This is a genomic window from Micromonospora sp. WMMD737 (assembly GCF_049179055.1).
Classification (GTDB): domain Bacteria; phylum Actinomycetota; class Actinomycetes; order Mycobacteriales; family Micromonosporaceae; genus Micromonospora; species Micromonospora reichwaldensis.
Map to the genome: position 1 here is coordinate 5443431 of NZ_JBMHMH010000001.1, position 13634 is coordinate 5457064.

Sequence of the window (13634 nt, forward strand, 5' to 3'; positions counted from 1 at the left end):
TGTGGGGACGGGGCGTCGTTCGGGGTGGCGTCGGAGCAGGGTCTCGGGTCAGCAACCCCGAGCCCGACCGCTGGAGGCCGCGATGCCACCCCGTACCTCCGTCCCGCCGCACCGGCCCCGGCCGCTGCTCGTCACCTCGGACGGCGACCTGCTCGACGACCTGCTGCGGCTCGCCGCGGCGGGCGGAGTCGAGGTGGAACTCGCCGCCGACCCCGCCGCGGCCCGGACCCGCTGGCTGCCGGCCCCGCTCGTGCTGGTCGGCGCCGACCAGGCCCAGCCCTGCCTGCGGGCGCGGCTGCCCCAGCGGCCACGGATGGTGCTGGTCGGGCGGTCCGGGGAACTCGATCCCGGCTGGCAGGTCGCCGAGCTGATCGGCGCGGAGCACGTGGCGACGCTGCCCGCCGCCGAGCCCTGGCTGGTCGACCGCTTCGCCGAGTGCGGGCCGGAGGGCGTCGAGCGGGGCGGTGCCCGGATCGTCGCGGTCCTGGGCGGGCGGGGCGGCGCCGGGGCGAGCATCCTGGCGGGCGGGCTCGCCGTCACGGGCGCCCGGGCCCGGCTGCGCACCCTGCTCGTCGACGCCGACCCGCTCGGCGGCGGGCTCGATCTGGTGCTCGGCTGGGAGCAGTTGGAAGGGCTGCGCTGGCCGGCGCTGACCGGCGCCGACGGCCGGGTGGACGCGCCGGCGCTGGTGCGGGCCCTGCCGAGCCGGGGCGACCTGGTGGTGCTCTCCTGGGACCGGGGCGACCTGCTCGCCCTCCCCGCCCAGGCGATGGCGGCGACCGTCGACGCCGCCCGGCGGGGCCGGGACCTCGTGGTGGTCGATCTGCCCCGGCAGCTGGACGACGCGGCCGTGACCGCGCTGCAGGCGGCGGACCAGGTCTACGTGGTGGTCCCGGCCGAGCTGCGGGCCACCGCCGCGGCGGCCCGGGTGGTGGCCGCCGCCGCCCCGCACTGCACCGCGATGTCGGTGATCGTGCGCGGTCCGGCACCGGGCCGCCTGGGAGCGGCGGAGGTGGCCCGGGCGCTCGGGCTGCCGCTGGCCGGCACGCTGCGCCCGGAACCGGCGCTGGCTCGCGGGTTGGAGCGGGGCGAGGCGCCAGCCGCGCACGGCCGAGGCCCGCTGGCGGCGCTCTGCCAGCGGATCGTCGCCGAACTGACAGGCGCGCCGGCGGCGGGTGCGGCATGACCGGGCCGTCCGAGGGCGAGACCCTCGCCGCGCGGGTGCGACAGCGCATGGCCGCCGCGGCGACGCCGGTCACCGCCGCCGCGATCGTTTCTGCCGTACGGGCGGAGCCCACCGCCGCCGTCCTCGGCGACACCGCCGTGCTGCGGATGGCCGACCAGGTGCACGACGATCTGGTGGGAGCCGGTCCGCTCGCCCCGTTGCTGGCCGATCCGGAGGTCACCGACGTGCTGGTCAACGGCGTCCGGGTCTGGGTCGACCGGGGGCGGGGCCTGCACCAGGTCGCGGTGCCGATCGGCACGGTGGACGACGTACGCCGACTCGCGCAGCGGCTCGCCGCCAGCGCCGGTCGGCGGCTCGACGACGGTTCCCCGTACGCGGACGCCCGGCTTCCCGACGGCACCCGCCTGCACGCCGTGCTGCCGCCGGTGGCGACCGACGGGCCCTACCTGTCCCTGCGGACCTTCCGGCAGCGCCCCTTCACCCTCGACGAGTTGGTGAGCCGGGGGACGGTTCCCCGACCGGTGGCGCCGGTGCTCTCCGCCGTGGTGGCGGCCCGGCTGGCGTACCTGGTGACCGGCGGCACCGGCTCAGGCAAGACGACCTTGCTGAACACGCTGCTCGGACTGGTTCCCGCGACCGAACGGATCGTGCTGGTGGAGGACGCGGCCGAACTGCATCCCCGGCACCCGCACGTCGTCGGGTTGCAGGCGAGGACGGCCAACGTGGAGGGTTCCGGCGCGGTCGGGCTGACCGACCTCGTGCGGCAGGCCCTGCGGATGCGGCCCGACCGACTGGTGGTCGGCGAGTGCCGGGGCGGGGAGGTGGTAGACCTGCTCGCCGCCCTGAACACCGGCCACGACGGCGGAGCCGGGACCCTGCACGCCAACGCCCCGTCGGACGTGCCGGCGCGGCTGGAGGCCCTCGGGATGCTCGGCGGGCTGCCCCGTCCCGCGCTCCACGCCCAGGTGGCCGCCGCACTCCAGGTGCTGCTCCAGGTGCGCCGGAGCGCCGAGGGGCGCGTACTGGAATCGGTCTGCCTGCTCCTGCCGGAGGGCCCGGACCGGCTGGTCACGGCGGTTCCCGCCTGGGTACGCGGGCGAGGGCCGGACCGCGCCGCCCGGGCGCTCGCCGACCTGCTGCGGGAGCGGGCCGTACCGGTTCCGCCGGTCCTGACCGAGCCGTGGCCCGGATCGGCGGGACCGAGGTGACCGCCCCGTACGCGCTGGTGGCGCTGCTCTCGGTCCTCGTGACGGCGGTGCTGGTGGCCGGGGCGGTGCGCGGTGGCCGGATCCGGCGGGGCGTGCTGGCCGCCGGCGTCGGCGGGAGCGCGCGTGCCGGCGGGGAGGACCCGCTCGTCGCCTGGGTCACCGAGCTGCGCCAGACACCCGGTCGGGACGTGGACGGTACGGCGGCGCGCACCGGCGAGGGCGTTCCTCGCCCGCCGGCCGTCGGTCGCCGCGACCCGCGCGACGAGTCCCGGGCTCGCCTCCGGCAGTCGCCGGCAGGCCCGGACATCCCGGTCAGCGGCGCTCGCGGAGGTGTGCGCGAGCCGGAGGCCTCGGCCACCGACCTTGACCTGCGCCTTGACGACCACCCGAGCGCCGAGGCGTTCGGCCGGGACCGGTGGGCGTCGCGGGACGTGGTCGACCGGTCGCCCTGGCCCTGGGCGGCCGGAGACGACCGTGGCGCTGGGCGAGGAGGGGATGGCGATCCTCGGCCGACGCGACCCGCGGGCCCGACCCGACCCGAGCGCCACCTCGCCTACCGGGACGCGCCGCGCGGTGGCGGAGACCCCGGTCGGGCCCGGCCACCCGGTCGCCGGGACGCCCGGCGACCCGGCGGCACGCCCGCCCCGGCGGCTACCCCGCCGCGCGGGCCCGGTGCGGTGACCGGTCCGCCCGGCGAGGGGCGCCGTCCGAGGTGGCTCCGGCCGGACGCGCTGACGGCGTCCCCCAGGCGCACCCTGCTGCTCGCCGCGTCGGCCGGCAGCGGAGCCGGGCTGCTGCTGGCCGGTCCGGTCGCGGCGGTGGCCGTCGGCGCCTACGGCACGCTGGCCGCTCGCGCGCTGCTCCGACGCACGGAGGGCCGGTACGCCGTCCGGGCCCGGCGGCACCGGCTGGACCAGCTCTGCGGGCTCGCCGCGGACCTCCGGGCCGGCCTGCCGGTGCCGGTCGCCGCCGAGCGGATCACCCCTGGCCCGGCGGGGACCGATCGCGGATCCCCGGGCGGCGACGCGGCGGCCCGCGACGAGCGGGGCGGGGCACGGCGCCTGGATCGACTGGCCCGCGCGGCCGTACGTCTCGCCGACCAGACGGGCGCGCCGCTGGCGGAGTTGCTGGAGCGGATCGAGGCGGACGCCCGCTCGGCCGACCGTGGGCTGGCTGCGGCGGAGGCCCAGGCGGCCGGAGCGCGGGCCACCGCTCTGCTGCTCGCCGCCCTGCCGCTCGGCGGCATCGGGCTCGGCTACGGCATCGGCGTCGATCCGGTCGCGGTGCTGCTGCACACCCCCGTCGGTGGTGCGTGCGCGGTCGTCGCCATCGCGCTCCAGGTCGCGGGACTGTTCTGGGCCGAGCGGCTCGGCGCGTCGCCGGGACGGGTGAGCTGATGCCCCGGATGGCGCTGGCAGTGGGCTTCGTGGCGGCGGCGGTCCTGCTCGCCGCGATGCTCGCGGCGGGGCGGCGGCCACTGCGCCGGCTACGCGCGTTGCGCCGGGCGCCGGTCGGCGTGCACCCGGCCGCCTCGCTCCGCCGACCGGTCGGTCCCGACGACGACCCGACCGGTGGCGTCCCGCCTCGGCGGCGGCCGGACGCCATCCGCGTCGCCGCCGGTCTGGCCGGCGTGGCCGTCGCCGTGATCGTCGGCGGCTGGCCCGGGGCGGTGGCGGCCGTGCCGACGACGCTGCTGCTCGACCGGCTGCTTCGTCGGATCGAGCCGCCGGCCGTACGGAACCGGCGGCTGCGCGAGGCGGCCGATCTTCCGCTCGCCGCCGACCTGCTGGCGGCGGCCATGCGGGCGGGAGCGCCCGTGGACAGGTCGATCCTGGCCGTGGCCGGGGCGCTCGACGGGCCGCTCGCCGACCGGCTCGCCCGGGTCGGTCGGTTGCTGCGGCTCGGCGGCGGCCCCGAGGAGGCGTGGGCTCCACTCGCGGCCGTGCCGGGGGCCGAGCGGCTGACCGCCGCCGTGCTTCGCAGCGCGAACAGCGGAGCCGCACTGGCCGGCGCGCTGACCCGACTCGCCGACGACCTCCGCGCCGACCGCTCCACGGCCGCGGAGGCGGCCGCCCGCCGCGCCGGCGTGCTCATCGTCCTGCCGCTGGGGCTCTGTTTCCTGCCGGCCTTCATTCTCGCCGGCCTGGTGCCGGTGATCGTCGCCGTCCTCGGTGACGTGCTCTGACCATGTCGAGAAAGGACAGGAACATGCGCAAACTGCTCGCCCGCCTGCGCGGGGACGCCGGAATGAACACCGCCGAGTACGCCGTCGGCACCCTAGCCGCGGTCGCCTTCGCCGGGATCCTGCTGAAGGTGCTGACCTCCGGCAACGTGCAGTCCGCGTTGACCGCCGTCATCGACCGGGCGCTCAAGTGACCGGGCGCCGGCCGGCCGGCCGTGACCGGGGTTCGTTCACCGCCGAACTGGCGGCCGGCCTGCCGGCGCTCCTGCTGCTCCTGCTCGCCGGGCTGTCGGCGGTCAACGCCGTCGGTACGAGGGCGGGTTGCCTGCACGCGGCCCGGGAGGCGGCACTGGCTGCCTCCCGGGGCGCCGACGGGGCGGCCGCTGCCAGCGGGGCGGCGCCGCCGGGAGCGGAGGTGACCGTCACCGTCGACGGTCAGCGGGTCGTCGCCACCGTCCGGGCGCCCGTACGTGCGCTCGGCTCCCGGCTGCCCCGGATCTCCGTGACGGCGACGGCGGTCGCGGCGGTGGAACCCGGTGTCGTGGGGACGGACGCCGTGGGGCCCGGTGTCACGCAGCCCGCGCCTCCGGGCGTCGAGCCGGCGGAGGAAGGACCGTGACGGGACGGATCGGAGGCCGCGACCGGCAGGACCCTGACCGGCCGGGCGACGGGAGCGGCTGGCCCGCGACTGGGGTGGAAGTCCGTATGAGCGCGGCGGGAGTGCCGCGAAGTGCGGCAGGGCGGACGGGGGAGCGTGGTGGGGCGACCGTCTGTCTGCTCGCCGTGGGGCTGGCTTTCGTCATTGTCGGGTTGTTCGGTGCCGCCGTCGGCGCGGCCCGGACGGCCCGGCAGCAGGCCCGGGTGGCGGCGGACTTCGGCGCGCTGGCCGGTGCCGGCGAGGCCCTCCTGGGCGAGCCGGCGGCCTGCGGCCGGGCTGCCGAGATCACCGCCGCCAACGGTGGCCGGCTGCTCGCCTGTCGACTCGACGGCCTCGACGTCCTGGTGACCGCAGAGGTGGCCGTCACCCCGCTGCCCGGCCTGGCGCGGGTCGCGGTGGCCAGCGCCCGCGCCGGCCCGGTCCGTGGCTGAGCCGCAGGCGGCACGTGCCGGAGGAACTGCGGCGGGTGGTCGGGGCCGGTGCGGGCGGGTCGGGTGGCGGGGGTCGGTGGGGCGCCGGCGTGGGAGGCGTGACGCACTCGCGCCGGACGCAGCCGGGCCGGGGCGACGGAAGTCGGCACCCCGACCCGGGTGGGTCAGCGTCCCTGGAGGGCGTCGAGGGCGACGGCCATCGCGATCACGAGGCGGCGGTCGACCTGCGGGTTGTGGATCTGGACGACGTACCGGTCGCGCAGGCCCCACTGCTTGATGACGGAGAAGACCGGCTGACCGCCGGCGACGAAGTCGAAGTGGTAGGGCAGCCAGGACAGCGAGTCGACGAACCGGCGCAGCAGCGCCACCGGCATGCTGCGCTCCTGGCCGGTGACCTGCGGCAGGCCGGGCTGCTCGACGTGCCAGGTGGACCGCAGCAGGGACTGGGCGAAGTCCTTGCGGAACAGGCCGATCGGGTTGCCGGCGTGGTCGGTCACGTCGTACGTGGCGCCGATGTCGAGGCGCTGGCGGGCCTTGAACCCGAGCAGGGGCTGCTGCTTCGAGTCGTCGGTGTAGATCGTCACCTGCTCCTTGAAGGCGAGCCGCTTCTGCTGGGCGAACGCCAGCAGGCCGCCTTCGGAGCCGTCCGGTGCCACGGCGTGGACCTCGTACTGGTTCACCATCATCCGGAGCCGTTGCCGGATGTGGAACTGCTGCTGGGCCTGCAGGTTCTCGAGTTGCATGGGTTCTCCTTCGAGGGGTCGCCGGAGTGTCGCACAGCTTCACCCGTGCCGCCGCCGACAGGTCACGCGTCTCTCCCCGCAGGCTACGCGGCCCGTCCTGCCAGCACCCGGCGGTTCCGGCCGGCCCCCGCTACCCCGCCCGGACCCTGCCCATGCTGCCCAACCCGCTACCGTGCTGGCCCCGCAGTGCCGTCCGACGGGCAACCCCGCGATGGCCCGCGCCCGCCGCGACCGATCCCGTCCCGGGTCGGCAACCCCGCGACGACCGCGCCCGCCGCGGACGATTCCTTCCCGGGCTGGCAACCACCACCAACCCCGGGAACCCTGCCGCCCCGACCCTGTCGTGACAGCGACCCCGCCACGACCGCAGCCCCGCCACGACCGCAGCCCCGCCACGAGACCGCAGCCCCGCCACGACCCGAACTCCGCTGCGGCCGTCGTGCTGTGCGGTGCGGATCGGGTTCACCGGCCCCCGTCGACGGTGGCCTTGAGCGCCCACGCGTTCAGGACCTGGTGGATGCTGCGCAGCCGCTCGTTGATCTGCTCCAGGCGCTCGGCCTGCGCCAGGCTGGCGAGTGCGGTGCCCAGGGCGATCTGCTGGTCAGGAGTGAGTTTCTCCTGGTCGATCGTGTAGAGCAGGTCGACGGTCTCGGCGATGGTGTCGGCCACGTCTCCTCCTTCGACGGGAAGCACGGCAAGGGTCCGCGAGCAGCTATGGAAGCGCTCCCACGTACTCGTTTGCCCCGAGCGAAGGGTTTCTATGCCTGCCTTCCACCACCCGGGACGGGAGCGGCCTCCGAGCCGGTGTCCACCACCGGGGGCGGGGCGCCGCCCGGACCTCCGGGGCCGTCCGGGGCGGCGTCGTCGGGAGCGACGCGTTCCGCCGGGACCGTAGGGCCGCCCGGAAGCACGGCGTCCCGAACCGCACCGCGTCCCGGAACAGCGACATCGCCGCCGGTCGAGCGGCCGGACGAAACCCCGGGCGAGCTGAGGGACGGAACCCCGGGCGGATCGCCGGGCGAGCTGACGGACGAAGCCCCGGACGCGCTGACGGACGGAACGCCGGCCGAGCCGCCGGATGAAACCCCGGACGGAACGCCGGGCGAGTCGCCGGACGGGCGGGGCGCCGGTACGCCGTCGGGCAGGTTCGCGAGCACCACGTCCAGCACCTTGACGGCGTCCGGCTTGGAGAGCGGGTTGTTGCCGTTGCCGCACTTCGGGGACTGCACGCAGGACGGGCAGCCCGCCTCGCAGCCGCACTCCGCGATCGCGTCGCGGGTGGCCCGCAGCCAGGCTGCCGCCGTCCCGTACGCGCGCTCGGCGAAGCCCGCCCCACCCGGGTGCCCGTCGTAGACGAAGACCGTCGGGGCCTCGGTGTCCGGGTGCGCCGCCGTCGACAGTCCGCCGATGTCCCAGCGGTCGCAGGTCGCGGTGAGCGGCAGCAGGCCGATCGCGGCGTGCTCGGCGGCGTGCAGCGCGCCCGGCACGTCGGCGGGCTCCACGCCGGCGGCCGTCAGAGACTGCGGCGACAGGGTGAACCAGACCGCGACGGTACGCAGTTCCCGGGCCGGCAGGTCCAGCGGGCGGGTGTCGATGACCTCGCCGGTGGCGATCCGTCGCCGCTGGTACGACACCACCTGGCTGGTCACGTCGACCTCGCCGAGGAAGAGCCCGACGGGGCCGGCGTCCACGTACGAGCGGACCGACACCACCGACAGCGAGGTGACGTCGCGGGCGTGGGTGGACCAGTCCGGCTCCTCGGGGTGCACCAGCGCGCACCCGTCGGCCAGGTCGAGCGAGTCGACCACGTAGGAGACGCCCTGGTGCAGATAGACCGCGCCGGGGTGGAGCAGGAAGTGCGACGAGCCGCCGTCGACGGTGCCGAGCAGCCGCCCGGTCGCCGCCTCCACGACGCAGACCGGCGCGCCGCCCTCGCCGCGCAGGTCCACCTCCGGCCGCTCCCGGTGCCGCCAGTACCAGCCGGTCGGCCGCTGCCGCAGCGCCCCCGCCGCCACCAGTTGGTCCACCGCCTCCTTCGCCCCGTCGCCGAAGAGCGCCAGGTCGTCGGGGGTCAGCGGTGCCTCGACCGCGGCGCAGGCGAGCTGCGGTGCCAACACGTACGGGTTGGCCGGGTCGAGCACGGTCGCCTCCACCGGCCGCCCGAACACCGCCTCGGGATGGTGCACGAGATAGGTGTCGAGCGGGTCGTCCCGGGCGACCAGCACGGCGAGCGCCTCCTGCCCGGAGCGCCCCGCCCGCCCGGCCTGCTGCCACAGGGAGGCGCGGGTGCCCGGGTAGCCGCAGATCAGCACCGCGTCGAGGCCGACCAGGTCGACGCCCAGCTCCAGCGCGTTGGTCGAGGCCAGCCCGAGCAGGTCGCCGTGCAGCAGCGCCCGTTCCAGTTCGCGTCGCTCCTCGCGCAGGTAGCCGGCCCGGTAGGCGGCCACCCGGTCGCCGAGCCCGGGCACCGCCTCGTCGAGGGACCGGCGGGCGTTGGCCGCGACCACCTCGGCGCCGCGCCGGGAGCGTACGAAGGCCAGCGTGCGTACCCCCTCGGCGACCGTGTCGGCGAGCAGGTCGGCCGTCTCCCGCAGCGCCGACCGGCGGACCTGGGTGAGGTCCGCCTGCTGGTCGGCGGCGGAGTCCCGGGGCAGCAGCGGCGGCTCCCAGAGCGCGAACGTCACCCCGCCGCGGGGCGAGGTGTCCTCGGTGACGGCGGTCACGGGCACCCCGGTGAGCCGGCCCGCCGCCGTCGCCGGGTCGCCGGACGTGGCCGAGGCCAGTACGAAGACGGGTGTGCTGCGGAACCGGGCGCACTGCCGCCGCAGCCGGCGCAGCACGTGCGCGACGTGCGAGCCGAAGACCCCCCGGTAGGTGTGGCACTCGTCGATCACCACGTACGTGAGCCGGCGCAGGAAACCGGACCACTGGGCGTGCCCGGGCAGGATGCCGTGGTGCAGCATGTCGGGGTTGGTCAGCACGAACCGGGAGTGCTTGCGGATCCACTCGCGTTCGGCGCGCGGGGTGTCCCCGTCGTAGCAGGCGGGGCGTACCCCCTCCAGTTCCAGCGCGGCGACGGCGCGCAGCTGGTCGGCGGCGAGCGCCTTCGTCGGCGCCAGGTAGAGCACGGTGGCACGGGGGTCGGCGAGCAGGGTGGCCAGCGCGGGAAGCTGGTAGGCCAGGGACTTGCCGGACGCGGTGCCCGTGGCCACCACGACGTGCCGGCCGTCGTACGCCAGGGTGGCCGCCTCCGCCTGGTGCCGCCAGGGCGCGACCACGCCGCGTCGGGCGAACGCCGCGCGCAGTTCCTCCGGCGCCCAGTCCGGCCACGGGGCGGGCTCGCCGGCCCGTGCCGGCACCCGCTCGACGTGGGTGACCGGGTCGGCGCCGGTGCGGGCGCGCAGCCGGCCCAGCAGGTCGGCGGGCGCCGGGTACGCCGGGCCGGAGTGGTCGGGCGACGGCTTCGGGTCGTGGCGCGGCGCTGGCTGCGCCGAGCTGGAGCCGTCGGTGGTCACGTCCTGCACTCTCGCACTGGTGTTCGGAGATGGAAAGCGGGGGGCCGGGGTAAGGGGAGGCTCCGCCGGTGAGCAGAGCCGGTCTCCGGCGGGGATGGTTAGATGCCCAGGAGAGTTTACGGCTCTTGCGAGGGAGGACCGATGGAGCTGTCGCTGGCGACCCGCACCGTGGGCGAGCACACGGTGCTCGAGGTCGGCGGTGAGGTGGACGTCTACACCGCGCCCCGGCTACGGGAGCGGCTCCTCGAGCTGATCGACGGTGGGGCCCGCCACGTCGTGGTCGACCTGGGTCGGGTGGACTTCCTCGACTCCACCGGGCTGGGCGTGCTGGTCGGCGCGCTCAAGCGGCTGCGCGCGGCCGGGGGCTCGTTCGCCCTGGTCTGCGACAAGGAGCCGCTGCTCAAGATCTTCCGGATCACCGCGCTCGACCAGGTCTTCCCGCTGCATCCCACGGTCGACGCGGCGGTCGGCACCGACCCGGCCGGCACCGGCGTCTAATGGCCACGGTCAAGCTCTCCTTCTCGCCGGCCCCGGTGCACGTGCGCACCGCGCGCCTGGTCGGCGTGGCGGTCGCCCGGCGGGCCGGGGTCCGCGAGGAGCTGCTGGACGAGGTACGGCTGGCCATCGGCGAGGCGTGCACCCGCGCGGTCGCCCTGCACCGCCAGTACGGCGTGTCCGAGCCCGTGCTCGTCGAGATGTCCGACACGGGCGCGTACGCGGTGCGCGTCGTCGACCGCGCGCCGATCGAGGCCGGTCTCGGCCTGGCGGCGCTCAACGCCGACCAGCTCGCCAACGAGTCGCTCGACGAGGACGACCTCACCACCGGCGTGGGCTTCGCGCTGCTGGCCGGTTTCGTCGAGGACCTCCAGGTGCGCCCGGTCGACGAGGGCATCGGCACCGAGGTGCGGATGGTCTGGCCCGTCGGCCGCTGAGCTGATCTTCCACCGCCCTCGCCGAGGGCGTCGTACGCCGTGAGAGGCCGTGTCCCGCCGGGGCGCGGCCTCCTTGGCATGGATGGGCTCCTATATCAGATTTTTCCTCATAACACAGCGACGAAGATCATCGCGGCGCGGTGCCCCCTCGGTGTGACCTCCAACACTGTGGAGGGCTAGAGTACGCGAGTTGTCAGCAAGTGATCCATCCCGCGGCCAGCGGGAACGGTTGTTCATCGCTGGTCCGACCGGGGTGGAGTGGCGCGCGCTTGCGACTCCGCATCCAGGCGCCGGGTCGGTGCGTCTCCACCGGCCGGCGCGAGCGTTCGGTACAGGAGGACACAGATGTCCGACACCTTGGCCGCCGACGGCGGCGGGATCTCCCTCACCGGAAACAACGTCACGTACGTCGTCATCGCCGCGGTCATCGCGCTGGTGGCGCTCGCCTTCGCCGGCGCGCTGACGAAGGCCGTACTGGCCGCCGGCAAGGGCACCAACAAAATGCAGGAGATCTCCGGCGCGGTCCAGGAGGGCGCCTCGGCCTACCTGCTCCGGCAGTTCCGGACCCTGGCGATCTTCGTGGTCATCGCCGTGGTGCTGCTCTTCCTGCTGCCGGTGCACGGCACCGACGGCAGCGAAGTGGCAGTGAAGATCGGCCGGTCCGTCTTCTTCGTCGTGGGCGCGCTGTTCAGCGCGTTCATCGGCGGCGCCGGCATGTGGCTGGCCACCAGGGCCAACCTGCGGGTCGCCGCCGCCGCCCGGGAGCGCGAAGGCGGCCGGGAGGCCGCGATGAAGATCGCCTTCCGCACCGGTGGCGTGGTCGGCTTCCTCACCGTCGGCCTCGGCCTCTTCGGCGCCGCGCTGGTCGTGCTGTTCTACCGCAGCGACGCGCCGACCGTGCTGGAGGGCTTCGGCTTCGGCGCCGCGCTGCTCGCCATGTTCATGCGGGTCGGCGGCGGCATCTTCACCAAGGCCGCCGACGTCGGCGCCGACCTGGTCGGCAAGGTCGAGCAGGGCATCCCCGAGGACGACCCGCGCAACGCCGCCACCATCGCCGACAACGTGGGCGACAACGTCGGTGACTGCGCCGGCATGGCCGCCGACCTCTTCGAGTCGTACGCGGTCACCCTGGTCGCCGCGCTGATCCTCGGCCGCGCCGCCTTCGGCGAGCAGGGCCTGGTCTTCCCGCTGATCGTCTCCACCATCGGCGTGCTCGTCGCGATCGTGGGCGTCTTCATCACCCGGCTGCGTGCCTCGGACCGCAACGGCCTGACCGCGATCAACCGGGCCTTCTACATCTCGGCGTTGCTCTCCGCGGTGCTGGTGGCGATCGCCACGTACGCGTACCTGCCGGCCACCTTCGCCGAGCTGGAGGGCGGGCTGACCGACGTCAGCGAGAACCCGCGGACGGTCGCCATCGGCGCGGTCGTCATCGGCATCGTGCTGGCGGCGGCGATCCAGGCGCTGACCGGCTACTTCACCGAGACCAACCGGCGCCCGGTGCAGGACATCGGCAAGAGCTCGCAGACCGGCGCCGCCACCGTCATCCTCGCCGGCATCAGCGTCGGCCTGGAGTCGGCGGTCTACTCGGCGCTGCTGATCGGCGCCGGCGTGTTCGGCGCGTTCCTGCTCGGCGGCAGCTCCATCACGCTCTCGCTGTTCGCCGTGGCGATGGCCGGCACCGGTCTGCTCACCACGGTCGGCGTGATCGTCGCGATGGACACCTTCGGCCCGATCTCCGACAACGCCCAGGGCGTGGCGGAGATGTCCGGCGACATCGACGAGCACGGCGCCCGGACGCTCACCGAGCTGGACGCGGTCGGCAACACCACCAAGGCGATCACCAAGGGCATCGCGATCGCCACGGCGGTGCTCGCCGCGACGGCGCTGTTCGGCTCGTACACCGACACGCTGCGCACCGCGTACTCGGACGCCGGCGTGGGCGACGTCGGCAGCGAGATCCTCAACTCGCTGAACGTGGCGAACCCGCGCAACCTGGTCGGCCTGATCATCGGCGCGGCGGTGGTGTTCCTCTTCTCCGGCCTGGCCATCAACGCGGTCTCCCGCTCGGCGGGCGCGGTCGTGATGGAGGTGCGCCGGCAGTTCCGCGAGCTGCCCGGCATCATGGACGGCACCCAGCGCCCCGAGTACGGCAAGGTCGTCGACATCTGCACCCGGGACGCGCAGCGCGAGCTGATGACCCCCGGTCTGCTCGCCATCCTCGCGCCGATCGCCGTGGGCTTCGGCCTCGGGCCGGGCGCGCTGGCGGCGTACCTGGCCGGTGCGATCGGCGCCGGCACGCTGATGGCGGTCTTCCTGTCCAACTCCGGCGGCGCCTGGGACAACGCCAAGAAGCTCGTCGAGGACGGCGCGTACGGCGGCAAGGGCTCCGAGTCGCACGCCGCCACGGTCATCGGCGACACCGTCGGCGACCCGTTCAAGGACACCGCCGGCCCGGCGATCAACCCGCTGATCAAGGTGATGAACCTGGTCTCGCTGCTGATCGCGCCGGCCGTGGTGGCCTGGAGCGTGGGCGACGAGCGGAACACCGCCCTGCGGGTGGGGATCGCCGTGGTGGCGACGCTGATCATCGCCGCGGCCGTGGTGTTCAGCAAGCGCAAGGGCGTGGCGATGTCCGACTCCGACTCCGGCACGGGCGCGGGCAGCCCGGACCAGCGGCCCGAGACGGTCAACGCCTGATCCGTCCGGCATCGGCGGTCCCCGGTCGGCCCACGCGGCCGGCCGGGGACCGCCCGTGCCACCCGGCAAACCTGTCCGG

12 protein-coding genes and 1 pseudogene are annotated in these 13634 nt (G+C 75.4%); 10 read left to right on the forward strand and 3 right to left on the reverse strand.

Going from position 1 to position 13634, the window contains the following annotated elements; genetic code table 11:
- The first annotated feature begins 82 nt into the window (after positions 1–82).
- From ssd to ACN27A_RS24120, 7 genes are all read left to right on the forward strand, one after another.
- The gene (ssd, locus tag ACN27A_RS24090) at positions 83–1186 is read left to right on the forward strand and encodes a septum site-determining protein Ssd (protein ID WP_311410459.1); all 1104 of its coding nucleotides are present in this window, start codon (positions 83–85) and stop codon (positions 1184–1186) included.
- Entirely contained in the window at positions 1183–2394 is a 1212-nt protein-coding gene (locus ACN27A_RS24095) for a TadA family conjugal transfer-associated ATPase (protein ID WP_421456937.1), read from the forward strand. Before ssd ends, ACN27A_RS24095 begins: the two co-directional genes overlap by 4 nt.
- A gap of 431 nt (positions 2395–2825) precedes the next feature.
- Positions 2826–3791 carry a type II secretion system F family protein gene (locus tag ACN27A_RS24100; RefSeq protein ID WP_421458582.1) on the forward strand — a complete coding sequence of 322 codons (966 nt, stop codon included), beginning with the start codon at positions 2826–2828 and terminating at the stop codon, positions 3789–3791.
- Positions 3792–3847: 56 nt separating this feature from the next.
- Entirely contained in the window at positions 3848–4579 is a 732-nt protein-coding gene (locus ACN27A_RS24105) for a type II secretion system F family protein (protein ID WP_421458585.1), read from the forward strand.
- Between the two features lie 23 nt (positions 4580–4602).
- On the forward strand, positions 4603–4770 hold the full coding sequence (locus tag ACN27A_RS24110) for a DUF4244 domain-containing protein (protein WP_076470820.1): 168 nt from the start codon (positions 4603–4605) through the stop codon (positions 4768–4770).
- On the forward strand, positions 4767–5195 hold the full coding sequence (locus ACN27A_RS24115; protein ID WP_421456938.1) for a TadE family type IV pilus minor pilin: 429 nt from the start codon (positions 4767–4769) through the stop codon (positions 5193–5195). Before ACN27A_RS24110 ends, ACN27A_RS24115 begins: the two co-directional genes overlap by 4 nt.
- An 86-nt stretch (positions 5196–5281) precedes the next feature.
- Positions 5282–5665, forward strand: coding sequence for an Rv3654c family TadE-like protein (locus ACN27A_RS24120; RefSeq protein ID WP_421456939.1), 384 nt, complete (start codon positions 5282–5284; stop codon positions 5663–5665).
- Between the two features lie 164 nt (positions 5666–5829).
- Here the strand turns inward: ACN27A_RS24120 and ACN27A_RS24125 are convergent, their stop codons facing one another.
- The 3 genes and pseudogenes from ACN27A_RS24125 to ACN27A_RS24135 form a co-directional block, all read right to left on the reverse strand.
- The gene (locus tag ACN27A_RS24125) at positions 5830–6408 is read right to left on the reverse strand and encodes a hypothetical protein (RefSeq protein ID WP_357576741.1); all 579 of its coding nucleotides are present in this window, start codon (positions 6406–6408) and stop codon (positions 5830–5832) included.
- A gap of 462 nt (positions 6409–6870) precedes the next feature.
- Positions 6871–7077: a hypothetical protein gene (locus ACN27A_RS24130; RefSeq protein WP_121397051.1), complete on the reverse strand. Its 207-nt coding sequence runs from the start codon at positions 7075–7077 to the stop codon at positions 6871–6873.
- A gap of 443 nt (positions 7078–7520) precedes the next feature.
- A pseudogene (locus ACN27A_RS24135) lies at positions 7521–9824 on the reverse strand (DEAD/DEAH box helicase); the annotation flags it as partial.
- A 240-nt stretch (positions 9825–10064) separates the two neighbouring features.
- On the opposite strand from ACN27A_RS24135, the gene ACN27A_RS24140 reads away from it, so the two are divergent.
- From ACN27A_RS24140 to ACN27A_RS24150, 3 genes are all read left to right on the forward strand, one after another.
- The gene (locus ACN27A_RS24140) at positions 10065–10421 is read left to right on the forward strand and encodes an STAS domain-containing protein (RefSeq protein ID WP_151453426.1); all 357 of its coding nucleotides are present in this window, start codon (positions 10065–10067) and stop codon (positions 10419–10421) included.
- On the forward strand, positions 10421–10855 hold the full coding sequence (locus tag ACN27A_RS24145; protein ID WP_132232054.1) for an ATP-binding protein: 435 nt from the start codon (positions 10421–10423) through the stop codon (positions 10853–10855). The genes ACN27A_RS24140 and ACN27A_RS24145 overlap by 1 nt, the downstream gene beginning before the upstream one ends.
- Positions 10856–11200: 345 nt before the next feature.
- On the forward strand, positions 11201–13555 hold the full coding sequence (locus ACN27A_RS24150) for a sodium-translocating pyrophosphatase (protein ID WP_421456940.1): 2355 nt from the start codon (positions 11201–11203) through the stop codon (positions 13553–13555).
- Positions 13556–13634: the final 79 nt, after the last annotated feature.